Raw genomic sequence first — 20,858 nt, forward strand, 5'->3', positions numbered from 1 at the left:
ATCGCGATTTCGTCGAACGGGTTGAGGCTGTGCTTGACGTTGGCCGTCTCCACGCCGCTGCCGTCGCTCTTGACGCGCACCTTGATGTCTTTGTCGACCACTCGCTTGACGGGAACCAGGATCTTCATGTTCTGCCTTTGCTGCTGATGAATGCCTATTTGGCGGCCAGACCCAGGCGCTCGATCAGCACCTTGTCCTTGGCATACGCTTCCCTGGCCCACCGTGCATAGTCCGCGCCCGAGCGATACCACGCATCTTGGTTGAGCTGCCGGAGCACCTCCACATGGCGCGGATCGTCCATCGCCTTCTTGAAGGCGTCGTGCAGTTTCTGGACAACGGCCGGGTCCATGCCCTTGGGGCCGGCCAGGCCGTAGGGCGAGACCGAGACCACGCCGTAGCCCAGTTCCTGGGCCGTGGGCACGCCGTGCCAGCGCGGTGTGCGCTTTTCGCCGAAGGTGACGAGCAGACGCATCTGGCCGCTGTCCACATAGGCTTCCCAGCCGGATGCGCCGCTCTCCGCGGCCAGGTGGCCGCCCAGCAGCGCCTGCTGGAGATCGGCGTCGCCCTTGAACGGCACGTGGTTGAGCGTGACCTTGGCGTTCTCTGCCAGCTCCTCCATCAGCAGGTGTGGCGACGAGCCGATGCCGGTGGAGCCGTAGTCGATCCTGCCCGGGTTCTTGCGCGCGGCGGCGATGTAGTCGCTGAAACTGCGGTAGGGCGAGTCCGCCCGGACCGCCACGCCGAACGTATAGCCCGAGAGGCCGATGATGTAGGTGAAGTCGGTCAGCGGGTTCCATGCCGTCTTCTGCATGTGCGCCATGCGCAGCATGGACATGGGGAACTGGGTGACGGTGTAGCCGTCGGGCCGTGCAGTGCGTGCCATGGTGCCCGGTCCCAGGGTACCTCCGGCCCCGGGCTTGTTGTCGACGACGATGGGCTGGCCCAGGTGCTTGCCCGCGATGTCCGCCAGCGTGCGCAGGTGGCGGTCGGTGGGGCCGCCGGCCGGGAAGGGCACGATCAGGGTGATGGGCCGACTCGGGTACTCCTGCGCCCATGCGGGCGTGCCCGCGCCGAGCGCGGCAACCGCCGCCAGCAGGCTGCGGCGCCGAAGAGAGGTCTGCATGTCTGTCTCCTGGAGTTGGTATGGATAGTCAAGAGGGCAGGCTCAACACGCCCTGGGCCTGCAGTGCTTGCAGCTGCGCATCGTCGAGGGACAGCAGGCGCTGCAGCACCTCGCGCGTGCCTTCGCCGAGCGTCGGCGGCGCGTTGCGGATCGGCAGGCGCCGGCCGTCCAGGCGGTAGGGCGGCGCGAACACCGGCGTGGTGCCGACCAGGGGATGCGGCATGTCCTGCACCAGCCCGCCGCGGCGCGTGCGCTCGCTGGTCAGGGCCTCGTGCAGGCCGGCCACCTGGCCGCAGGGAATGCCGGCGGCCGCGAGGCGTTCCAGCAGCAGCGCGCGCGGGAAGGTGCGGATCAGCGCGGCGAGCAGCGGGCCGAGTTCGCGGCGGTTCTTCGCCCGCTCCACGTTGGTGCAGAAGCGCGGATCCTCCACGATGTCGGGCCGCTCGATGACCTGGCGGCAGAACTTGTCGAACTGCGCGTTGTTGCCCACGGCGATGATCAGCGGGCCGTCGGCCGACTCGTACATGCCGTAGGGCACGATGGACGGATGGGCGTTGCCGTAGCGCGCCGGATCGTGGCCGAGCTTGAGGGCGTCGAGGCCATAGTAGCCGGTGATCATCAGGCCGCAGTCGTACAGCGCCATCTCGATGAGTCGGCCCCGGCCGGTGCGTTCGCGGCGGAACAGCGCGGCGAGCACGGCCTGCGCGGCATACATGCCGGTCATCAGGTCCACGACGGCCACGCCGAACTTCAGCGGCGGCGTGTCTGCCTCGCCGTTGAGCGCCATGAGGCCGGCCTCGCCCTGGATCACGAGGTCGTAGCCGGGGCGCGCGGCCTCGGGGCCGCGGGTGTCGTAGCCGGCCACGGCGCAGTAGACCAGCGCAGGCTTGATCGCCTTGAGCTGCTCGTAGCCCAGGCCCAGCTTCTCGGCGCCGCCGGTTTTGAAGTTGTGGATGACCACGTCGAACTGCGGCAGCAGGTCGTGCACGATCTTCACGCCTTCGGGCGTCTGCAGGTCGATCGTGACGGACCGCTTGCTGCGGTTCATGCTGTTGTAGTAGGTCGTCTCGGTCCTGCCGATGCGCAGGCCCCAGTCGCGCGTGTCGTCGCCGCGGCCCGGGTGTTCGACCTTGACGACCTCGGCACCGAAGTCGGCCAGCACCTGGCCGCACAGCGGGCCGGCGAACACGCGCGAGAGGTCGAGCACGCGCACGCCTTCGAGCGGAAAGTCGATGGCGTCGCCGCCCTCGGATGGGTGGGTCATGGTTGTCTGTCTCCTCGCCGTGCCGCCCGATGCGGCCGTGGCGTCATTCTTCGCGGCCGAGCGCAATGTAGCGTGCGAGGTGGTGGTCCTCGTCGCCGAACTGGTGATCGATCATCACGAGGCGCTTGGCATAGTGCGACAGCGGCAGCTCCCAGGTCATGCCGATGCCGCCGTGCAGCTGGATGCTCTCCTCGGCCACCAGCGTGCCGATGCGGCCGATGCTGAACTTGGCGGCCGACAGCGCCTTCTCGCGCGCCACGCGGTCCGCCCCGTCGATGGCCGCGGCCGCGTTGATGACGGCCGAGCGGGCCTGCTCCACCTCCAGCAGCAGGTCGGCCATGCGGTGCTGCAGCGCCTGGAAGCTGCCGATCGGCACGCCGAACTGGCGGCGCGTGCGCAGGTAGTCGAGCGTCTGGTCCTTGGCCACGTCCATCGCGCCGAGGCTTTCGGCGCACAGCGCGAGCACGGCATAGCCGCTGATGCGCTCCAGCAGCGCGCGCCCTTCGCCTTCGCGGCCGAGCAGCGCCCCGGCGCCGACCTGCACCTGGGAGAACGCAAGTTCGGCCGCGCGGCCGCCGTCGATGCGGCCGTAGCCGCGTCGCGCGATCCCGGCCGTCTCGCCGTCGACGAGGAACAGGCTGATGCCGGCTTCGTCGCACTGGCTGCCCGCGGTGCGTGCCGACACCAGCAGCAGATCGGCCTGCTCGCCGAAGGCAACCGCCGCCTTGGCGCCGTCGATGGTCCAGCCGTCGCCGCTGCGCGCGGCGGTGGCGGCGACGTCGGCCAGTTCGTAGTGGCTGCCCGGCTCGTCGTGCGCGAGCGCCGCGACGGTGCTGCCGTCGACGATGTCGGCGAGCCGTTCCTGCTGCGCGGCGCTGCCGGCCTCCACCAGCGCCCGGCCGACGGCCAGCGCGCCGAGCAGCGGCTCGGCCACGAGGCCGCGGCCCAGGCTTTCGAACACCACGGCGACGTCGAAGCCCTCGCCGCCGAAGCCGCCGGCCTGCTCGGGAAACAGCGCGCCGATGGCGCCGAGTTCGGCGAACCGTGCATACAGCGCGGGGCTGTGGCCCTCGGCGCCGTAGGCGAGCCGGTTGCGGGTCTCGATGCCGTACTGCTCGGCGACGAAGCGGTTCAGGCTGTCCGCCAGCATGCGGCGGTCTTCGGTGTGCACGAAGTTCATGTCGGGTCCTCTCCGTTCACAGACCAAGAATGGTCTTGGAGATGATGTTCTTCTGGATCTCGTTGGAGCCGCCGAAGATCGACAGCTTGCGGTAGTTGAAGTACTGGGCCGCGGCGGTGGCGGCCGCCTCGTCGCCGAGCGGCGCTTCGCCGGAGCCCTCGTGCTGCGCCGCCTCGACGAACGGCGCGGCATAAGGCCCCACGGCGCGGCGGATCAGCGAGAGGATCTCCTGCCGGATCTCGGTGCTGCGGATCTTGAGCATCGAGCTCTCCGCGCCCGGCACGCCGCCGCCGGCCACGGCGGCGATCACGCGCAGGTTGGTGGTCTTCATGTTTTCCAGGTCGATCTCGACGCGGGCGACGCGCGCGGCGAACAGCGGGTCCTCGGCCAGCGGACGGCCGTTTTTCGTCACGCGCGCGGCCACGGTCTGGAGCTTGGCCAGCGCCGCCACGCAGAAGCCCACGCCCGCGATGCCGGTGCGCTCGTAAGTCAGCAGGTACTTGGCATAGGTCCAACCTTTGTTCTCCTCGCCCACGAGGTTCTCGGCCGGCACCTTCACGTCGGTGAAGAACACCTCGTTGACCTCGTGGTCGCCGTCGAGCGTGCGGATCGGGCGCACCTCCACGCCGGGCGAGGCCATGTCGACCAGCAAAAAGCTGATGCCCGACTGCGCCTTGGCCTCGCGGTTGGTGCGCACCAGGCAGAAGATCATGTTGGCATGCTGGCCCTGGGTGGTCCAGGTCTTCTGGCCGTTGACGACGTAGTGGTCGCCTTCGCGTACCGCCGTGGTCTTGACCGAGGCGAGGTCCGAGCCCGCGCCGGGCTCCGAATAGCCCTGGCACCACCAGTCGGCGCCGCTCAGGATGCGCGGCAGCCAGTGCTTCTTCTGCGCCTCGCTGCCGTACTTGATGAGCACCGGCCCCAGCATGTTCACGCCGAAGGGCACGATGCGCGGGCCGCCGGCCAGCGCGCATTCGGTGTCGAAGATGAACTTCTCGACCGGGCTCCAGCCCGGGCCGCCGTATTCCGCGGGCCAGTGGTTGGCCAGCCAGCCGCGTTCGTTGAGGATGGCATGCCATGCCTCCTGGTCCTGCTTGGTCAGCCGCCGGCCGGCCTGGACCTTGTGGGCGATACGCGCGGGCAGCTTCTCGCGCAGGAAGGCGCGCACCTCGTCGCGGAAGGCCTGCTCCCGGGGAGTGAATTGCAGATCCATGGGTAGGGTTCTCTTTCAGAAGATCTCGAACAGGCCGGCCGCGCCCATGCCGCCGGCGATGCACATCGTCACCACGCCCCATCGCATCCGCTCGCCGCGGGCCTTGCGGCGCCGGCCTTCGAGCAGGATGTGGCCCGCCAGGCGCGCGCCGGTCATGCCGAACGGATGGCCGATGGCGATGGCGCCGCCGTTGACGTTCAGACGTTCGTTGGGGATGCCGAGCCGGCGCTGGCAGTACAGCGCCTGCGAGGCGAAGGCTTTGTTGAGCTCCCAGAGGTCGATGTCGTCGACCGTGAGGCCGTGGCGCTTCAGGAGGCGGGGCACGGCGAACACCGGCCCGATGCCCATCTCGTCGGGCTCGCAGCCGGCCACGGCGAAGCCGCGCAACGCACCGAGCGGCGCGAGGCCCAGGCGCTCGGCCACCTTGGACTCGACCAGCACGCAGGCGCTGGAGCCGTCGGACAGCTGCGATGCGTTGCCCGCGGTGACGAACTGGCCCGGGCCCTTGACGGGTGCGAGCTGCGCCAGCCCGTCGAGCGTGGTGGACGGGCGGTTGCAGTTGTCGCGCGTGGCGACCACGTCGCGCAGCGTGACCTCGCCGGTCTCCTTGTCTTGCTCGGCCATGCGGGTGGCGCAGGGCACGATCTCGTCGGCGAAGACGCCGGCCGCCTGCGCGGCGGCGGTACGCTGCTGGCTTCGCAGCGCGAAGGCGTCCTGGTCCTCGCGCGCGATGCCGTAGCGGTGGGCGACGACGTCGGCGGTATCGATCATGGCCATGAACAGCGCAGGGTGGTGCTCGACCAGCCACGGGTCCAGATCGGTGGGCAGGTTGTTGCCGGGGCGGATGCCCGAGATGGTCTCCACGCCGCCGGCGATCATCGCGTCCACACCCTCGGCCACGATGCGCCCGGCCGCGATGGCAATGGACTGCAGGCCCGAGGCGCAGTAGCGCGCGACGGTGGCGCCGGCGATGTCCAGCGGCAGTCCGGCGCGCAGCACCACTTGGCGGCCCAGGTTGCGGCCCTGGAAACCGTCGGGATTGCCGCAGCCGAGGACCAGGTCCTCGACCAGCGCCGGATGGACGCCCGAGCGCTCGACGGCCGCGGTGACCGAGAAGGCCGCGAGCTGCGCGGCCGGCGTGACGTTGAATTCGCCGCGATGCGACTTGGCCAGCGGCGTGCGGGCGGTGGAGACGATGACGGCTTCGCGCATTCAGGCGCTCCGGTTCAGGCGGTCGAAGCTGCGGCCCTCGGCTACGAGCTTTTCGAGCAGCGGCGCGGGCTGCCAGAACAGTGGGTCTTCCTGTGCGAATGCACGGATGTCGGCCAGCACCTTGTCGAGCCCCTGCATGTCGGCCCACTTCATGGGGCCGCCGCGCCAGCGCGGGAAGCCGTAGCCCGAGAGAAAGGTCACGTCGATGTCGAGCGGACGCAGCGCGATGCCTTCCTCCAGCACCCGGGCGCCTTCGTTGACCATCGCGGCCATGTAGCGGCGCACGATCTCGTCGGCCGAAAAGCGGCGCGGCACGATGCCTTTCTTCGCACGCTCGGCGTCCACGATGGCGAGCACCTCGGGGTCGGGCTGACCGGTGCGCGCGCCGTTCGGGTAGAGATAGAAGCCGCGGCCGGTCTTCTGGCCGAACCAGCCGCGCTCGCAGATGCGGTCGGCGATCTCCACGTAGCGCGCCTTCGGATCGCGCGTGGCCGCGCGGCGCTTGCGCGTGGCCCAGCCGATGTCGCCGCCGGCCAGGTCGGTCACCTGGAACGGCCCCATGGCGAAGCCGAAGCCGCGCACCGCCTCGTCGATCTCGTAGGGGCTGGCACCGTCTTCCATGAGATGGTCGGCCGCCTGCTTGTACACCGCCAGGATGCGGTTGCCGATGAAGCCGTCGCAGACGCCCGCGCGCACGGGCGTCTTCCTGAGCCGCCTGGCGAATTCGAAGGCCGTGGCCACCACGTCGGCGCCCACCTTGGCCGGCACCACGATCTCCAGCAGCTTCATGATGTGGGCCGGGCTGAAGAAGTGCAGGCCGATCACGTCCTGCGGCCGCGCGGTGGCTGCGGCGATCGCGTCGATGTCGAGGTACGAGGTGTTGGTGGCGAGCACCGCGCCGGGCTTCGCGACCCCGTCGAGCTCGCGGAAGACGGCCTTCTTGACCTCGATGTCCTCGAACACCGCCTCGATCACGAGGTCGGCGTCGCGCACGTCGTCGTAGGACGTGCTGGGCGTGTAGCGCGCCAGCACGGCCGCCTTGCCGTCGGCCGTGAGGCGGCCCTTGGCGACGAGGCCGTCGTAGACCTTCGCGACATTGGCCCGGCCGCGCGCGATCGATTCGGCGTCGCGCTCGACCATGGTCACCGGCAGCCCGGCGTCGAGCGCGGCCACGGCGATGCCCGCGCCCATGGTGCCGCCGCCGACCACCGCGATGCGCTCGACGCGGCGCGGTGCGGCCGCCCTGGCCTCGGGGATCTTGGCGACCTCGCGCTCGGCGAAGAACGCATGGACCAGCCCAGCGCGCTGCGGGCTGTCGAGGCATTCGACGAACAGCGCCCGCTCGCGCGCGAGGCCTGCGTCGAACGGCAGCTCGACGGCGGCGCGCACGGCGTCGACGATCCGCAGCGGCGAGAACAGGCCGCGGCTCTGCCTGGCGGTCTCCGCAGCCAGGGCGTCGAGCGCGGCGAGTGCTGCGGCTCGGTCGGCGATGGCGATGTCGCGCGTGCGGCGCACCGGCGTCTGCGCGGCCAGCAGTTCGCTGGCAAAGGCGATGCCGGCGGCCGTGGCGTCGGCGCCGTCGGCCAGCCGGTCCACCAGGCCGGCGGCCAGCGCGTCCTGGGCCGACAGGTGCCTGCCGCTGAGCATGAGCTCGGCCGCAGCTTTCACGCCCATCAGGCGCGGCGCGCGCTGGGTGCCGCCGGCGCCGGGCAGCAGGCCCAGGTGCACTTCGGGCAGGCCCAGCCGCGCGCCCGGCAACGCCAGGCGGTAGTGGGCCGACAGCGCCACCTCGAGGCCGCCGCCGAGCGCGGGGCCGTGGATCGCGGCGATGACGATCTTGCCGGAGGCCTCGATGCGGTTGCAGACGTCAGGCAGCGCCGGCGGCTGCGGCGGCTTGCCGAACTCGCGGATGTCGGCGCCCGCGATGAAGGTGCGGCCCGCGCCGACGATGAGCAACGCCTGCACGGCAGCGTCGGCGCCGGCCTGTTCGATGGCGGCGAGCAGGCCGGCGCGCACGGCCTGGCCGAGCGCGTTGACCGGCGGATGGTCGATGGCGACGACCAGCACAGGGCCGTCGCGGCGGGTGCGGACGACGGTATCGGGAGTGGATTCGCTCATGGGTGCATGTCTCCGGAATCGGCGGCGCGCAGGCGCCGGCCACAGTCCATTCTTGCGGCGACAAGGACTCTTTACAATCCCACCGCCCATTGACAGACTGTCAAACAGAATTGGACGATTCCCTCGATCTACGCTCACTGACGCTGCTGGTGGAGATCATCGACAGCGGCAACCTCAGCCAGGCCGCGCGCCGGCTGCGGATGACGCGCGCCAACGTGAGCTACCACCTCGCGCGGCTGGAGAAGTCGGTGGGGCTGCAGCTGGTGCACCGCACCACGCGCCGCGTCGAGCCCACCGAGGTCGGGCTGCGGCTCTACGAGCACGGCCGCACCCTCCTCGACGAGATGCAGTCGGTGCGCGAGACCATCGCCTCGCTCGGGCAGGACCTGCGCGGCCGCGTGGGCGTGAGCGTGCCCAGCGGCTACGGCCAGATCGTCATGGGAGCCTGGCTCATCGACTTCAAGCAGCTCTACCCGGGCATCGTGCTCGATGTGCTGTTCGAGAACCGGGCCGACAACCTGCGCGACGAGGTCGACATCGCCATCCGCGTGATGCCCGAGCCGCCGCCGTCGGTGGTGGCGCGCAGCCTGGGGCCGGTGCGCTACGTGGCCTGCGCGTCCCGCGGCTATGCCGCGCGCAATGGCCTGCCGCAGACGCCGCAGGACCTGCGCGGCAGCCCGCTCATCACCGCCGGCGTGACGGGGCGCCAGCTGCGCCTGGCGGCCTACCGGAACGGCGAGCGCGAGGAGATCCTGCTGGAGCCTACGCTGATTTCCGAGCACTTTCCCTTCCTGCGCCAGGGCATCCTCGCGGGCCTCGGCGTGGGCCTGGTACCCGACTACGTGGTGCAGGAGGAGCTGTCGAGCGGCGAGGTGCAGGCGACGCTGCACGACTGGCGCCTCAGCATCTTCGGCACCCACATGTACCTGCTGTACCTGCCCAACCGCCGCCAGACCCGGGCCGTGCGCACCTGCATCGACTTCCTGCTGGAGCGGGCGGCCCGCCGGGCGGACGCGGAAGACTGAATCGCATCAGTCCACCTTGGCGCCCGAGGCCTTCACCACCGCGGCCCACTTGCGGTGCTCGCTGTCGATGAGCTGCGCGAAGGCCGCGGGCGTGTTGCCGCTCGGTATCGCGCCCTGGGCCTGAAGCTTTTCCTTGATCGCCGGCGTCGACAGCGACTTCGCCACCTCCTGCTGGATGCGCGCGACGATCTCGGGCGGCGTGCCGGCCGGCGCGAGCAGGCCGAACCACGAACTCGCCTCGTAGCCCTTGAGTGCCGGGCCGCCGGCTTCTTCCACCGTCGGCACGTCGGGCAGCGCGGGCGAGCGCTGGGCGCTGGTGACTGCCAGCGCCTTGAGCTTGCCGGCCTTGATCTGCTGCATCGACGAGGGCAGGTTGTCGAACATCACGTCCATGTTGCCGCCCACCATGTCGAGCAGCGCCGGCGCCGAGCCGCGGTACGGGAAGTGGACCATGTAGGTGCCGGTCATCGTCTTGAAGAGTTCGCCCGCGAGGTGGATCGAGGTGCCGTTGCCGCTCGACGCCATGTTGAGCCGGCCCGGCCGCTCCTTGGCCACGCGGATGAAGTCCTGCACCGAGTTGATGCCGAGCGTGCGGGCCTTCTCGGTGTTCATCTCCATCACGTTGGGCACGGCGGCCACCAGCGTGACGGGCGCGAAGTCCTTGATCGGGTCGAACGGCAGGCGGCCGTAGAGCGCGCGGTTGATGCCGTGCGTGCCGACGGTGCCCATCAGCAGCGTGTAGCCGTCGGCCGGCGCGCGGGCCACGATCTCGGCGCCCAGGTTGCCGCCGGCGCCGGCCCGGTTGTCCACGATGAACGGCTGGCCGAAGGCCTTGGTGAGCTCAGGTGCGACCGCGCGGGCGATGATGTCGGTGGTGCCGCCGGGTGTGAACGGCACGACGATGCGCACCGGCTTGGCGGGCCAGGAGGCGGTCTCGGCCTGCGCCGCCGTGAGGCCGGACAGCGCGGTGGCGGCGAGGGCGCCGAGCAGGGTGCGGCGGCGGGTGCGCGAAAAATCGGATGAGGGCATGCGGCTTGTCTCCGTGGTGATCTTCGAAAACGTCAGACCGCCACCGTTGTAGCGATGCCGGGCGCAGCGCAGGAAGGTGGATAACCCGCGCTGCGCATGCCCAAAGAAAAAGCGCCGGCAGGGCCGGCGCTTTAGCGTGCATGGCGTGGGAGCGGCACAGCCGCTCGGGGGGATGATCGAAAGGCTAGTCGGCGTACACGCCGGCAGCCTTGATGATCGGACCCCACTTGGCGATCTCGGACTGGACGAACTTCTTGTGCTCGGCCGGCTCCACGCGCTTGTCGTGGGCGACCACGGCGCCCAGGCCCTCTTCCTTCTTGATGAACTCCGGGTCCTTCAGCGCGACCTTGAGCGCGTCGTTGAGCGTCTTGAGCACCGCCGGCGGCGTGCCCTTGGGGGCGTACAGGCCGTGCCAGATCGTGACCTCGAAGCCCTTGAGGCCAGCCTCGTCGAGCGTGGGCAGATCCTTGTAGAGCGGGGTGGCCAGGCGCTGCCTGGTCGTGACCGCGAACGCCTTGACCTTCTTGCCCTCGATCTGCGGCGAGGTGTTGGTCGTCTGGTCGCACAGCAGGTCGATCTGGCCGCCGATCAGGTCGGTGATGGCGGGCGCCGTGCCCTTGTACGGCACGGTCGTGAACTCCTGCTTGAGCGCGCTCTGGTAGAGCAGGCCGCAAAGGTGCGAGGCCGAGCCCAGGCCGGCGTTGCCGAGGTTGATCTTGCCCTTGTTCTGCGCGATCCAGGCCGACAGTTCCTTGTAGTTGTTGACCGGCAGGGAAGGCTTGGCAATCAGCGTCATCGGCACGTCGTTGATGATGCCGAGGTACTCGAAGTCTTTTTCCACGTTGAACGGCAGCTTGCGGTAGAGCGCCGGCGCGGTGGCGATGCCGATGTGCGTGAGCAGCAGCGTGTAGCCGTCGGGCTGCGCGCGGGCGGCCTTGGCGATGCCAATGGTGCTGCCGGCGCCGGCCGCGTTGTGGATCACCACGCTGGCGCCGCCCAGCGGCTTGCGCAGGGCCTCGGCCAGGTCGCGGGCCACGCGGTCGGTCGGTCCGCCGGCGGCGAACGGCACGATCAGCGTGATCGGGCGGTCCTTGGCCGGGAAGTCGGCCGCCTGCGCGCCGAATGCGGTCGCCGCTGCGATGGCCAGTGCCAACAGTTTCTTCATCTCTCTGCTCCTCGGGAAGTGATCGACAAGGCCCGCCGCGTGCGGCCCTCCGGACGCCGGAAGCCGCAGACCAAAGAAAAATGATAGTGGCCGCATCCCGACAAATGGCTGACGAGGTGCCTCGGTGAAAACCCGGTGCTGCTGCCCGATCGGGATATTTTTAGATACCCCCTGGGTTATGTTCCCACTGCGGGCGGGCTATGCCCGCCAGGGCATGGTCCTGGGCGGAGTATATTCAAGCGTAGCTGCGTGCGTCCTCGATGATCTTGCCGTCGTTGGGAAGGCTGCCGGGCGTCACCCGCTCGACTTCGCCGCGCAGCTTGGTGACCTCGCGCAGCGCGAGCGCGAGCCGCTCCTCCAGGCCCGGCGCCATGCCCGCGGGCACCTCCACCCGCAGCAGCATGCGGTCGCTGGCGACTTCGCCGCTGACCACGAGCCGCGCGCGGCCGATCTCGGGAAAGCGCCGCACCACGTCGGCCACCTGGCCCGGGTGCACGAACATGCCGCGCACCTTGGTCGTCTGGTCGGCGCGGCCCATCCAGCCGCGGATGCGCACGTTGGTGCGGCCGGTGGGACAGAGCCCGGGCAGCACGGCCGACAGGTCGCCGGTGCCGAAGCGCACCAGCGGATAGTCCGGGTTGAAGGTGGTGACGACGACCTCGCCGACCTCGCCGTCGGGCACCGGCTCGCCGGTGCCGGGGCGTACGATCTCCAGCAGCACCTGCTCGTCGAGCACCAGCCCTTCGCGCGCCGCGGTCTCGTAGGCGATCAGGCCCAGGTCGGCCGTGGCGTAGCACTGGCAGGCCTGCACGCCGCGCGCGGCCAGCGCGTCGCGCAGCGATGGCGGAAAGGCCTCGCCCGAGACCAGCGCCCGCACCAGCTTCGGCAGCGCCAGGCCCTGCTCGGCGGCCTTGTCGAGGAGGATCTTCAAGAAGCTCGGTGTGCCGACGTAGCCGTCCGCGCCCAGCGCGGCCAGCGCGGCCAGCTGCTGCTCGGTCTGGCCGACGCCGGCCGGGAACACGCTGCAGCCCAGCGCATGGGCGCCGCTTTCCATCATCGCGCCGGCGGGCGTGAAGTGGTAGCGGAAGCTCACGTGCGCGAGGTGCCCGCGCCGGAAGCCGGCCGCATGGAGCGCGCGCGCCATGCGCCAGTAGTCGGGCCGCGCGCCCTCGGGCTCGTAGATCGGCCCGGGGCTCGCGAACACGCGCGGCATCGCCGCGCCCCGGCCCACGGCGCTGAAGCCGCCGAACGCATCGCCGGTGCCGGCGCCGCGCGCCGTCTGCTGCAAGGCCAGCAGTTCGTGCTTGCGGATCACCGGCAATGTGGCCAGGGCCGCGCGGTCGCGCACCGCCTGCGCATCCACGCCCTGCAGGATGCGGGCGAAGGCCGGCGCACGGGCCTGCGCATGGGCGATCTGCGCCGGCAGCGCGGCCAGCAGCGCGGCCTCGCGGTTGCCGGGGCTGCGCAGTTCGAGGTCGTCGTAGACGTCGGTCATGCAAGCCACCTTTTCCGGCGCCGGTAGCTCTTGACGTCGCGGAAGCTCTTGCGCGCGTGCTCGTCCCCGGCGTGGCCCATGCCGAGGTAGAACTCCTTCACGTCCTCGTTGCCCGCCAGCCCGGCGGCCGTGCCGTCCATCACCACGCGGCCGGATTCGAGGATGTAGCCGTGATCGGCATGGCGCAGCGCCATCGCGGTGTTCTGCTCGGCCAGCAGGAAGGTCACGCGCTCGCGGGCGTTGAGGTCCTTCACGATGGCGAAGACTTCCTCCACGATCTGCGGCGCCAGGCCCATCGACGGCTCGTCGAGCAGCACCAGCTTGGGGTGGGCCATCAGCGCGCGGCCGATGGCGCACATCTGCTGCTCGCCGCCCGAGGTGTAGGCGGCCTGGCTCGCGCGCCGCGTCTTCAGGCGCGGGAAGTAGGTGTAGACCTTCTCCAGGTTCGCGGCAACCTCGCCGCGCGCGCGGGTGTAGGCGCCGGTCAGCAGGTTCTCCTCGATCGTGAGGTGGGCGAAGCAGTGGCGGCCCTCCATCACCTGCACCACGCCGCGGTCCACCAGCGCGGCCGGCGAGAGGCGCTCGATGCGCTCGCCGCGCAGCCGGATGCTGCCCTTGGTGACCTCGCCGCGCTCGCTTTCGAGCAGATTGGAGATCGCGCGCAGCGTGGTCGTCTTGCCGGCGCCGTTGCCGCCGAGCAGCGCGACGATCGCGCCCTCGGGCACCGCCAGCGAGACGCCCTTGAGCACGAGGATCACGTGGTGGTAGATCACCTCGATGCCGTTGACGTCGAGCAGTGGCGGTGTCGAATCTGTCGCAGTGGTCATGTGATTTTCCTTGGCATGCAGGCGTGCCACGACGCTCGGAACTGGCGCGGCCCAGGCCAGCAGAAGCCGTGCAAGGGCCGCCCCGCCGCACCGGCTTCGCCCCCCTTCCCGCAGCGCGTCAGCGCGCAGAGAGAAGGGGGGAGCGGCGAAGCCGCTCGGGGGGATGTCAACTGCAGGTTCGCGGGGTGACGTTCTTGTCCTTGGCGTACTTCGCCGCGTACTCCTTGACCAGCGGCGCGATGTGGGTCTTGTCGGCCTGGTACCAGTCGCTCTTGATCTCCCACTTGCTGCCGTCCCACTGCACGATGCGCGCCCAGTCGTCGCCCAGGTGGTTCTGGCACGAGGTCCTGACCGGCCGCATCACCTCGCCGAAGCCCAGCGCCTTCAGCCGCTCGGCTGTGAGGTTCAGGTTCTCGAAGCCCCAGCGCACCTGCTCGGGCGTGAGCGTCTTGCCCTTGCCGTACTTCTCCTGCGCGGCGCGGATCGCTTCGACCTGCAGCATCGAAATCATCACGCCGCGCGTATACGCGATCGCGCCGACGCCGCCGGCCGGGCCGGTGCCCTGGCCCTTGTCGTACACGTACTTCCTGATCTCGTCGTGCACCTTGTCGCGGGCCGCGCTGTTGTGGATGGTGATGGCGTTGTAGCCCTTGGCGCCGGCGCCGATGTCCTTCACGTCGTGGTCGGAGCCGGCCCACCAGATGCCGTAGATCTTCTCGCGCGGATAGCCGCTGGCCTGGGCCTCGCGGATGCCGGCGGGCGTCATCACGCCGGCCGACCAGAACAGCACGTAGTCGGGCCGCTGCTGGCGGATCTGCAGCCAGGTGGATTTCTGCTCCACCCCGGGCGGCGTGACCGGGAACAGGCTCACCGTGAAGCCCTCGGCCTCCGCGCGCTTGTTGAGCAGTGGGATCGGCTCCTTGCCGTAGGGGCTGTCGTGGTAGACCAAGGCGATCTTCTTGCCCTTCAGGCTGCCCTTTTCCTTCTTGGCGATGTCCTGCAGCATCACGTCGGCCGCGGTCCAGTAGGTGCCGAGCAGCGGGAAGTTCCACTGGAACACCGTGCCGTCGACCGACTGCGACAGGCCGTAGCCCGGCGTTTCGACCGGCACCTTGTCGACGAACGCCTTGTCGGTCACGGCGAAGGTGATGCCGGTCGACTGCGTGTCGAAGCCCGAGGCGCCGCCGCCCTTGCTTTTGAGCCGCTCATAGCATTCCACGCCCTTGGCCGCGTCGTAGGCCGTTTCGCACTCCTCATAGGTGAGCTTCACGCCATTGACGCCGCCGTCGCGCGCGTTGACCAGCTTGAGGTAGTCCTGCTTGCCGTCGGCCCACGGGATGCCCAGCGGCGCGAACTGGCCGGTGCGGTAGACCAGCAGCGGGATGAACTGCTCGGCCGGCTGGGCCTGGACCGAGAGCGCGGCCGCGGCGGCGGCGCCGAGCGCGATGAGGGTGCGGATGCGGTGCATGGCGTGTCTCCTGGGTTGGGATGCGGTCGGGTCAGTGCGGGAACGGCCACAGGCGCAGCTTCTGGCGCGCGGTGGACCAGAGCCGCGCCAGTCCGTGCGGCTCCACGATGAGGAAGAAGACGATCAGCGCGCCGAACACCATGTGCTTGATGTGCGAAGCCGCCGCGGTCGACAGCGGCAGGCCCAGCCAGTGCGGCACGTAGTTCAGGAACAGCGGCAGCAGCACGATGAAGGCCGCGCCGAAGAAGCTGCCGGCGACCGAGCCCAGGCCGCCGATGATGATCATGAACAGCAGCTGGAACGACTTGTCGATGCCGAAGGCCGCCGGCTCCCATGAGCCCAGGTGCACGAAGCCCCAGAGCGCACCGGCCACGCCGATAATGAAGCTGCTGACCGCGAACGCGCTGAGCTTGGCGTATACCGGGCGGATGCCGATCACGCTGGCGGCCACGTCCATGTCGCGCATGGCCATCCATTCGCGGCCGATGGCGCCGCGCACCAGGTTCTTGGCCGCCAGCGCGAACAGGGCCACGAGCGCCAGGCACAGCAGGTACTTCTGCGCCGGCGTCTGCAGCGCATGGCCGAAGAGGTCCAGCGTGCCGACGCTGACCGAGCCGGAGGACGAATCGTTGGTCACCCACTTCACGCGGTTGGTGAACCAGTCCACGAAGAACTGCGCGGCCAGCGTGGCGACCGCCAGGTAGAGCCCGCGGATGCGCAGCGACGGCAGGCCGAACAGCACACCGCAGACCGTGGCCGCGAGCCCGCCGCCGAGCAGCGCGAGCGGCAGCGGCACCCCCTCGATGCGCGCCTGCAGGTTGTAGGCCGCGTAGGCGCCCACGGCCATGAAGGCGCCGCTGCCCAGCGATATCTGGCCGCAGTAGCCCACGAGGATGTTGAGCCCGATCGCGGCGAGCGCGAGGATCAGGAACGGGATCAGCACCGCGCGCAGCGCATAGTCGCTCGCGAAGGCCGGCACCACGGCGAAGGCGAACGCGATGGCCGCCACCATGGCCCAGCGGTCCTGCGCCACCGGGAACAGCGCGAGGTCGGCGCGGTAGCTGGTCTTGAACTGGCCGTTTTCCCGGTAGAACATGGCAGTCCCTTACACGCGGTCGATGATCTTGTCTCCGAAGAGACCTTGCGGCCGTACCAGCAGGAAGCCCAGCGCCAGCACATAGGCGAACCAGTTCTCGATGCCGCCGCCCACGAGCGGCCCGAGGTAGATCTCGGAGAGCTTCTCGCCCACGCCGATCAGCAGGCCGCCGACGATGGCGCCGGGCACCGAGGTGAGGCCGCCCAGGATCACGACCGGGAAGGCCTTGAGCGCGACCAGCGAGATCGAGAACTGCACGCCGAGCTTGCTGCCCCAGATCACGCCGGCCACCAGCGCGACGAAGCCGCCGACCGACCAGACGATCACCCAGATGCGCGACAGCGGAATGCCGATGGACTGCGCGGCCTGGTGGTCGTCGGCCACGGCGCGCAGCGCGCGGCCGGTGCGGGTCTTCTGGAAGAAGAGGGAGAGCGTGGCGACCAGGAGCGCGGCGATCAGCGCGGCATAGAGATCTTCCTTGCTCAGCAGCAGACCGCCGTCGAACACGTTCTCCAGCACGATCAACGGGTCCTTGGGCATGCCCACGTCGATCTTGTAGGCCGCGCTGCCGAACAGCAGCTGGTCCGCGCCGTCGAGGAAGTAGCTGATGCCCAGCGTGGCCATCAGCAGCGTCACGCCCTCCTGGTTGACCAGCCGGCGCAGCGCCAGCCGCTCCACCAGCCAGGCCACCGCGACCATGCTGGCCACCGCCGCAATGAAGGCCAGCAGGTTGGCCAGCAGCGGATCGGAAAAGCCGAACCACTGCGGAAACCATTCGGCGAAGCGCGCCATCGCCAAGGCCGCGAACAGCACCATCGCACCCTGCGCGAAGTTGAAGACGCCGGAAGCCTTGAAGATCAGCACGAAGCCCAGCGCCACCAGCGCATAGAGCATGCCGACCATCAGGCCGCCGAACACGGTTTCGAGGAAGAAGCCCACCTCAATGCCCTCCGCCCAGGTAGGCTTTGATCACGTCGGGGTTGGCACGGACCTCGGCCGGCGTGCCGTCGCCGATCTTCCTGCCGTAGTCCAGCACGACCACGCGGTCGCTGATGTCCATCACCACGCCCATGTCGTGCTCGATCAGCACGATCGTGGTGCCGAACTCGGCGTTCACGTCGAGGATGAAGCGGCACATGTCCTGCTTCTCCTCCACGTTCATGCCGGCCATCGGCTCGTCGAGCAGCAGCACCTGGGGTTCCATCGCGAGTGCCCGGCCCAGGTCCACGCGCTTCTGCAGGCCATAGGGCAGCTGGCCGACCGGCGCCTTGCGCCAGGCCTGGATCTCCAGGAAGTCGATGATGCGTTCGACCTGCGCGCGGTGCCGCACCTCCTCGGCCAGCGCCGGGCCGATGCGCAGCGCCTGCAGCAGCAGGTTCGTGCGCATGCGCAGGTTGCGGCCGGTCATGATGTTGTCGACCACGCTCATGCCCTTGAAGAGCGCGAGATTCTGGAACGTGCGCGCCACGCCCATCTCGGCCACCTGGCGGCTGTTCATGTGCCGGAACGTCCGGCCGCGGAAGGTGATCTGGCCCTGCTGCGGCTGGTAGACGCCGTTGATGCAGTTGAGCATCGAGCTCTTGCCGGCGCCGTTGGGGCCGATGATCGAGCGGATCTCGTGCTCGCGCACGTCGAAGCTGATGTCGGTCAGCGCCTTCACGCCGCCGAACGACAGCGAGATGTTGCGCACGTCGAGGATCACCTCGCCGGTGCGCGGCGCGGCCAGGGGCGCACTCGCATGCGCTGTGGCGGACGCGGGCGGCGGCTCGGCCACCGCCTGGAATCTGGCTGCGGCCAGGGCGTTCATGCGGCCTCCTTGAGCATGGGAAAGACTTTCGCGTCGTCGATGCGCAGCGTGGCGCTCACGCTGCCGCTGCGGCCGTCCTCGAAGGTGACCTTCGTTTCGATGAACTGCTCGCTGCGGCCGGCATAGAGCGCGTCGACCAGCGGCGCGTACTTCTCGGCGATGAAGCCGCGGCGGACCTTGTGGGTGCGGGTGAGTTCGCCGTCGTCGGCGTCGAGTTCCTTGTGCAGCACGAGAAAGCGGTGGATCTGGCAGCCGGCGAGCTGCGCATCGGCCGCGAGGTCGGCATTGACCTGTTCGACGCATTCGCGCATCAGCGCATAGACCTCGGGCTTGCCGGCCAGGTCGGGGTAGCCGGCATAGGGCAGGTTGCGCCGCTCGGCCCAGTTGCCGACCGCGTCGAAGTCGATGTTGAGCATCGCGCAGACCCGGTCGCGGCCGTCGCCGAAGGCCACGGCTTCCTTGATGTGCGGGAAGAACTTGAGCTTGTTCTCCACGTACTTGGGCGCGAACATCGCACCGTCGTGCGGACCGCCGGCCAGCCGGCCCACGTCCTTGACGCGGTCGATGATCTTGAGGTGGCCGCTGGCGTCGAGGAAGCCGGCGTCGCTCGTGCGGTACCAGCCGTCGGCCGTCAGCACCTCGGCCGTGGCCTCGGGGTTCTTGTAATAGCCCTTCAGCAGCCCGCTGGACTTGACCAGCACCTCGCCGTTGTCGGCCAGCCTGATCTCCACGCCGCGGATCGGCAGGCCCACGGTGTCGGCGCGGGCCGCGTCGTCGGGCTGCAGGCAGACGAACACGGCGGTCTCGGTGGAGCCGTAGAGCTGCTTGAGGTTGATGCCGATGGAGCGGTAGAAGGAAAAGAGGTCCGGCCCGATCGCCTCGCCCGCGGTGTAGGCTACGCGCACCCGCGAGAAGCCCAGGTTGTTGCGCAGCGGGCCGTAGACCAGCCAGTCGCCGATCGCGTACTTGAGCCGGTCGAGCGCACCCACGGCCTGGCCGTCGCGCAGCGCCGGGCCCACGCGCCGGGCCAGGGCCATGCAGGCGCGGAACATCGTGCGCTTGAGCGCGCCCGCATCCTCCATGCGGATGGTCACGCTGGTCAGCAGTGCCTCGAACACGCGCGGCGGCGCGAAGTAGTAGGTCGGGCCGACCTCCTTGAGGTCGATCATCACCGTGCTGCCGTCCTCGGGGCAGTTGACCACGTAGCCGCAGGCCAGCCACTGGGCGTAGCTGAAGATGTTCTGGCCGATCCACGCGGGCGGCAGGTAGGCCAGCACTTCCTCGCGCGTGGTCAGCCGGTCGAACTCGGCGCCGGCCTCGGCCCGGTCGAGCAAGCTGGCATGGGTGTGCACCACGCCCTTGGGCCGGCCGGTGGTGCCCGAGGTGAAGAACATCGCGGCCACATCCCCGGGCTGCGTGGCCTCGACCTGCTGCGCGAACCAGCCCGGCTGCAGCGCCTGGGCGCCCTCGGCCTGCAGGTCGTCGAGCGCGGCCACGCCGGGCTCGCCGTAGTGGCGCAGGCCGCGCGGGTCGTCGTACCAGATGCGCGCGAGCAGCGGGCAGTCGCTGCGGATCTCCAGCAGCTTGTCGAGCTGCTCCTGGTCCTCGACGACGGCGAAGCGCACCTCGGCATGGGTGAGCGGGAACACGCATTCGGCCGCGGCCGCATCCTGGTAGAGCGGCACGGCGATCGCACCGAGCGACTGGGCCGCGAGCATGGCGGCGTAGAGCCGCGGCCGGTTGGCGCCGATCACGACCAGGTGCTCGCCGCGCGCAAGGCCCGCGCGCTGCAGGCCGCAGGCGAGCTGCTCCACCAGCGCGGCCAGGTCGCGCCAGCGCAGCGTCTGCCAGATGCCGTACTCCTTCTCGCGCAGCGCGGGCGCACCGGGGCGCTGCTGGGCGTGCCGGAGCAGCAGGCGGGGAAAGGTGCTCTGCATGCGGTCCGTCTCCTGGTTGTTGTCATCGGTGGCATAGGTGCCGCCGTGGCCCTCTGGGCGGGCCGGTGACCGCAATGTAGGCAGTGCTTTGACGCCGTGTTGTCGTGCCGTTGACAATTTGCGGGTTGTTCCTTCCCCGGGCTTTCCCGCAGGCGGGGCCGCCCATCTTTCGGCACGCTCTGCCGCCATGACGGAGCTCCCCCTGCATGCCCGCCGCCGCCCGCCCACGCCGCAGGAACTGCGCGGCGTGCCCTGGCTCGGCGTGCTCGACGATGCGGTCCGCCCGCGCGCCGAAGCCGCCATCGTCGTCGGCGACGCGCTGCCCGGCGACCTGCTGTGCCGCGTCGGCCGGCCGGTGACCTACTGGTTCGGTGTGGTCGAGGGCCTGCTCAAGATGGTGCGCACCCAGCAGGACGGCAGCGCCGTCACCTATGCCGGCCTGCCGCCCGGCGGCTGGTTCGGCGAGGGCACGGTGTTGAAGCGCGAGCCCTACCGCTACGACGTGCAGGCGCTGCGCGCCAGCGTGGTGGCTGGGTTGCCGGTGGAGGACTTCCACTGGCTGCTCGACCAATCCATCGGCTTCAACCGCTTCGTGATGAACCAGCTCAACGAGCGGCTCGGCCAGTTCATCGCCGCCCGCGAGATCGACCGCATGCACGACCCCGAGGCGCAGGTGGCCCACAGCCTGGCCGCGCTGTTTAACCCGGTGCTGCACCCGGGCGTGGGGCCGCTGCTGCGCATCACGCAGCAGGAGCTGGCCTACCTCGTGGGCCTGTCGCGCCAGCGGGTCAACGAGGCGCTGGCTGCCTTGCAGCAGCGTGGGCTGATCAAGGTGGAATACGGCGGCCTGCGCGTGATCGACCTGCCGGGGCTGCGCCGGCAGTAGTGACAATCGGCGC

17 protein-coding genes and 1 pseudogene are annotated in these 20,858 nt (G+C 69.8%); 2 read left to right on the plus strand and 16 right to left on the minus strand.

The genetic code is table 11. The features are described 5' to 3' along the window. From GAK38_RS18080 to GAK38_RS18110, 7 genes and pseudogenes are all read right to left on the minus strand, one after another. Positions 1 to 128 (minus strand): annotated as a pseudogene (locus GAK38_RS18080) (electron transfer flavoprotein subunit beta/FixA family protein); the annotation flags it as partial. 26 nt (positions 129 to 154) lie between these two features. Further along, complete coding sequence (locus tag GAK38_RS18085) at positions 155 to 1,123, minus strand: tripartite tricarboxylate transporter substrate binding protein (protein WP_325346362.1); 969 nt, start codon at positions 1,121 to 1,123, stop codon at positions 155 to 157. Positions 1,124 to 1,151: 28 nt separating this feature from the next. Continuing rightward, entirely contained in the window at positions 1,152 to 2,387 is a 1,236-nt protein-coding gene (locus GAK38_RS18090; RefSeq protein ID WP_325346363.1) for a CaiB/BaiF CoA transferase family protein, read from the minus strand. Between the two features lie 43 nt (positions 2,388 to 2,430). After that, positions 2,431 to 3,567, minus strand: coding sequence for an acyl-CoA dehydrogenase family protein (locus GAK38_RS18095; protein WP_325346364.1), 1,137 nt, complete (start codon positions 3,565 to 3,567; stop codon positions 2,431 to 2,433). Between the two features lie 16 nt (positions 3,568 to 3,583). Continuing rightward, positions 3,584 to 4,780 carry an acyl-CoA dehydrogenase family protein gene (locus GAK38_RS18100; RefSeq protein WP_325346365.1) on the minus strand — a complete coding sequence of 399 codons (1,197 nt, stop codon included), beginning with the start codon at positions 4,778 to 4,780 and terminating at the stop codon, positions 3,584 to 3,586. Positions 4,781 to 4,795: 15 nt separating this feature from the next. Then, positions 4,796 to 5,992 carry an acetyl-CoA C-acyltransferase gene (locus tag GAK38_RS18105; protein WP_325346366.1) on the minus strand — a complete coding sequence of 399 codons (1,197 nt, stop codon included), beginning with the start codon at positions 5,990 to 5,992 and terminating at the stop codon, positions 4,796 to 4,798. Beyond that, a complete protein-coding gene (locus tag GAK38_RS18110; RefSeq protein WP_325346367.1) occupies positions 5,993 to 8,110 on the minus strand; it encodes a 3-hydroxyacyl-CoA dehydrogenase NAD-binding domain-containing protein in 2,118 nt (705 codons plus the stop codon). Positions 8,111 to 8,220: 110 nt separating this feature from the next. Here GAK38_RS18110 and GAK38_RS18115 point away from each other — a divergent pair, with 110 nt between their 5' ends. Beyond that, entirely contained in the window at positions 8,221 to 9,135 is a 915-nt protein-coding gene (locus GAK38_RS18115) for a LysR family transcriptional regulator (RefSeq protein ID WP_325346368.1), read from the plus strand. Positions 9,136 to 9,141: 6 nt separating this feature from the next. On the opposite strand, the gene GAK38_RS18120 is transcribed toward GAK38_RS18115, so the two are convergent. The 9 genes from GAK38_RS18120 to GAK38_RS18160 all read right to left on the minus strand — a co-directional run bounded on the left by GAK38_RS18120 (position 9,142) and on the right by GAK38_RS18160 (position 19,959). After that, a complete protein-coding gene (locus GAK38_RS18120) occupies positions 9,142 to 10,164 on the minus strand; it encodes a Bug family tripartite tricarboxylate transporter substrate binding protein (protein WP_325346369.1) in 1,023 nt (340 codons plus the stop codon). A gap of 184 nt (positions 10,165 to 10,348) precedes the next feature. Next, entirely contained in the window at positions 10,349 to 11,329 is a 981-nt protein-coding gene (locus GAK38_RS18125; RefSeq protein ID WP_325346370.1) for a tripartite tricarboxylate transporter substrate-binding protein, read from the minus strand. A gap of 235 nt (positions 11,330 to 11,564) precedes the next feature. After that, entirely contained in the window at positions 11,565 to 12,824 is a 1,260-nt protein-coding gene (locus GAK38_RS18130) for a phenylacetate--CoA ligase family protein (RefSeq protein ID WP_325346371.1), read from the minus strand. Next, positions 12,821 to 13,651, minus strand: coding sequence for an ABC transporter ATP-binding protein (locus tag GAK38_RS18135; protein ID WP_325346372.1), 831 nt, complete (start codon positions 13,649 to 13,651; stop codon positions 12,821 to 12,823). The genes GAK38_RS18130 and GAK38_RS18135 overlap by 4 nt, the downstream gene beginning before the upstream one ends. A 166-nt stretch (positions 13,652 to 13,817) precedes the next feature. Next, on the minus strand, positions 13,818 to 15,119 hold the full coding sequence (locus GAK38_RS18140) for an ABC transporter substrate-binding protein (RefSeq protein ID WP_325346373.1): 1,302 nt from the start codon (positions 15,117 to 15,119) through the stop codon (positions 13,818 to 13,820). Between the two features lie 31 nt (positions 15,120 to 15,150). Continuing rightward, positions 15,151 to 16,215 carry a branched-chain amino acid ABC transporter permease gene (locus GAK38_RS18145; protein WP_325346374.1) on the minus strand — a complete coding sequence of 355 codons (1,065 nt, stop codon included), beginning with the start codon at positions 16,213 to 16,215 and terminating at the stop codon, positions 15,151 to 15,153. 9 nt (positions 16,216 to 16,224) lie between these two features. Next, positions 16,225 to 17,154 (minus strand): branched-chain amino acid ABC transporter permease, encoded by a 930-nt coding sequence (locus tag GAK38_RS18150; protein ID WP_325346375.1) that lies wholly within the window; start codon positions 17,152 to 17,154, stop codon positions 16,225 to 16,227. 1 nt (position 17,155) lies between these two features. After that, complete coding sequence (locus GAK38_RS18155; RefSeq protein ID WP_443089241.1) at positions 17,156 to 18,022, minus strand: ABC transporter ATP-binding protein; 867 nt, start codon at positions 18,020 to 18,022, stop codon at positions 17,156 to 17,158. Beyond that, on the minus strand, positions 18,019 to 19,959 hold the full coding sequence (locus tag GAK38_RS18160) for an AMP-dependent synthetase/ligase (protein ID WP_325346376.1): 1,941 nt from the start codon (positions 19,957 to 19,959) through the stop codon (positions 18,019 to 18,021). Before GAK38_RS18160 ends, GAK38_RS18155 begins: the two co-directional genes overlap by 4 nt. A 187-nt stretch (positions 19,960 to 20,146) precedes the next feature. On the opposite strand from GAK38_RS18160, the gene GAK38_RS18165 reads away from it, so the two are divergent. Beyond that, positions 20,147 to 20,845, plus strand: a complete 699-nt coding sequence (locus GAK38_RS18165; RefSeq protein ID WP_325346377.1) for a Crp/Fnr family transcriptional regulator — start codon at positions 20,147 to 20,149, stop codon at positions 20,843 to 20,845. Positions 20,846 to 20,858: the final 13 nt, after the last annotated feature.

Origin of the sequence: Xylophilus sp. (assembly GCA_009914555.1) — a bacterium.
GTDB lineage: Bacteria > Pseudomonadota > Gammaproteobacteria > Burkholderiales > Burkholderiaceae_C > WNDY01.

What these genes read in the sequence shown, in the direction of transcription:
- GAK38_RS18100 (WP_325346365.1), bottom strand. Translation starts at nt 4,780, where the DNA reads ATGGATCTGCAATTCACTCCCCGGGAGCAGGCCTTCCGCGACGAGGTG.
- GAK38_RS18105 (WP_325346366.1), bottom strand. Translation starts at nt 5,992, where the DNA reads ATGCGCGAAGCCGTCATCGTCTCCACCGCCCGCACGCCGCTGGCCAAG.
- GAK38_RS18165 (WP_325346377.1), top strand. Translation starts at nt 20,147, where the DNA reads ATGACGGAGCTCCCCCTGCATGCCCGCCGCCGCCCGCCCACGCCGCAG.
- GAK38_RS18140 (WP_325346373.1), bottom strand. Translation starts at nt 15,119, where the DNA reads ATGCACCGCATCCGCACCCTCATCGCGCTCGGCGCCGCCGCCGCGGCC.
- GAK38_RS18095 (WP_325346364.1), bottom strand. Translation starts at nt 3,567, where the DNA reads ATGAACTTCGTGCACACCGAAGACCGCCGCATGCTGGCGGACAGCCTG.
- GAK38_RS18090 (WP_325346363.1), bottom strand. Translation starts at nt 2,387, where the DNA reads ATGACCCACCCATCCGAGGGCGGCGACGCCATCGACTTTCCGCTCGAA.
- GAK38_RS18110 (WP_325346367.1), bottom strand. Translation starts at nt 8,110, where the DNA reads ATGAGCGAATCCACTCCCGATACCGTCGTCCGCACCCGCCGCGACGGC.
- GAK38_RS18125 (WP_325346370.1), bottom strand. Translation starts at nt 11,329, where the DNA reads ATGAAGAAACTGTTGGCACTGGCCATCGCAGCGGCGACCGCATTCGGC.
- GAK38_RS18160 (WP_325346376.1), bottom strand. Translation starts at nt 19,959, where the DNA reads ATGCAGAGCACCTTTCCCCGCCTGCTGCTCCGGCACGCCCAGCAGCGC.
- GAK38_RS18085 (WP_325346362.1), bottom strand. Translation starts at nt 1,123, where the DNA reads ATGCAGACCTCTCTTCGGCGCCGCAGCCTGCTGGCGGCGGTTGCCGCG.
- GAK38_RS18145 (WP_325346374.1), bottom strand. Translation starts at nt 16,215, where the DNA reads ATGTTCTACCGGGAAAACGGCCAGTTCAAGACCAGCTACCGCGCCGAC.
- GAK38_RS18155 (WP_443089241.1), bottom strand. Translation starts at nt 18,022, where the DNA reads ATGAACGCCCTGGCCGCAGCCAGATTCCAGGCGGTGGCCGAGCCGCCG.
- GAK38_RS18120 (WP_325346369.1), bottom strand. Translation starts at nt 10,164, where the DNA reads ATGCCCTCATCCGATTTTTCGCGCACCCGCCGCCGCACCCTGCTCGGC.
- GAK38_RS18135 (WP_325346372.1), bottom strand. Translation starts at nt 13,651, where the DNA reads ATGACCACTGCGACAGATTCGACACCGCCACTGCTCGACGTCAACGGC.
- GAK38_RS18130 (WP_325346371.1), bottom strand. Translation starts at nt 12,824, where the DNA reads ATGACCGACGTCTACGACGACCTCGAACTGCGCAGCCCCGGCAACCGC.